General features: G+C 76.9%; 2 protein-coding genes. Both read right to left on the bottom strand.

Translation table 11 applies throughout. The features are described from left to right. A partial coding sequence (locus ACWDCZ_RS41360) for a class III lanthionine synthetase LanKC N-terminal domain-containing protein (protein ID WP_449818726.1) occupies positions 1–1,182 on the bottom strand: 1,182 nt, incomplete at its 3' end. A gap of 55 nt (positions 1,183–1,237) precedes the next feature. Beyond that, positions 1,238–1,384, bottom strand: coding sequence for an SflA family class IV lanthipeptide (locus ACWDCZ_RS41355; protein WP_449818727.1), 147 nt, complete (start codon positions 1,382–1,384; stop codon positions 1,238–1,240). Between the last annotated feature and the right edge of the window lie 7 nt (positions 1,385–1,391).

The raw sequence follows: 1,391 nt of genomic DNA, 5'->3' as shown, positions 1-1,391 counted from the left end.
GGCGCCCGGCGGGCGGTCGCCGTCCAGGGCGCTCACGCCGAAGTCGACCAGCGCGGGCCGGCCGTCCCCGTCGAGCACGACGTTCGCGGGCTTGAGGTCGCAGACCACCACGCCGCGCGCGTGCACCGCGTCCAGCGCCCGCAGCAACGCGCGCGCCAGCGTCCACCAGTCCCGCCCGCCCGCGCCGCCACCGGAACCCGCGCCGCCCGCGTCTCCCGCCTCAGCGTCGTACGGGCCGCGGGTGAGCACCTCGCGGCGCAGGTCGGTCCGCCCGCAGGCGGTGCTGACCAGGTACTCGTCGGTGCCGTGCCGGAAGTAGTCGACCAGCGCGGGCACTCCGGGGACCCCGGCCAGCGCGTCGAGCACCCGGCGCTCGTGCCGCAGCCGGCCGCGCGCGTCGACACCCGTGCCGTCCTCGGCGACGAAGGCCCGGGCCTGCTTGACCACCACCTCGCGCCCGGTGGCGAGGTGGACCGCGCGGTAGACGTGGCCGCTCGGCGCGCGGGTGATGCCGGCGGTGATCCGGTAGCGGCCGTCGCCGACCCGGGTGGTCGCCGGGCGGGCGGGGGCGCCGGGCGCCTCGAACGGGTCGCCCGCCCAGGGCGGTCGGCGGTAGCGGGCCTCGGCGAGGCCGGGGAACAGCGCGCCGTCCGGGCCGGCCATGCCGGCCTGGGCCTCGTCGTCGGTGACCCGGAACGGGCCGTAGCGGTAGTGCACCGGGGCGTCCGGCCGCACCCGGCGGTCGCTGACCACGGCGGGGCCCTCCCGACCGGCCAGCGCCTGCGCCAACTCCAGCCCCAGGGCGCGGACTTCCTCGGGCCGGGGGTAGACCGTGACGGCCTTGCCCACGGCGGCGGCGCCGTACCGTCCGCTGTTGAGTTCCCACAGCGCCGCCGTGCTCACCGCGAACTTCACGTCGCAGACCCGGCCGAGCAGGATCGGGAGCGCCGTGTCCAGCAGCGCTTCGAAACCGTCCGGGCGGGCGGAGAGGTGCAGCTTCCAGCCGTGGGCGAGCTCCGGCATCCGAGGGTCCCGGAGGTACCACCACTGGCCGTCGGTGCGCAGCGGGCGGTGCGGGCCGGGCGCGCTGGCGGCCAACTGCTCGGCCCTGCTGCCCAGTTGTGCCCGCAGTGCGTCCCGGTGCGCGGCCTCGGCGGAGCCGGGGTCGGGCGGTGCGCTCATGGTTCCGTCCTCCCCCGGTCCGCCGTGGTCAGCCGTTCCTTCGGATCCGGGTGGATCAGGCGTTGAACTCACAGGGGAAGCGGGTCGGGACGTAGGTCACCCACGGGTCGGCGAGGCAGGCGGCGGGCGTGAGGTCGGCGTCGAACTCGTCCTCGAAGACGATGGCGTCCTCGTCGATCTCCAGCGGGCCGGCGTCGCGGATGTCGGTC

Source organism: Kitasatospora sp. NPDC001225 (genome assembly GCF_053597855.1).
This window is presented reverse-complemented; position numbering and strand designations above follow the sequence as displayed.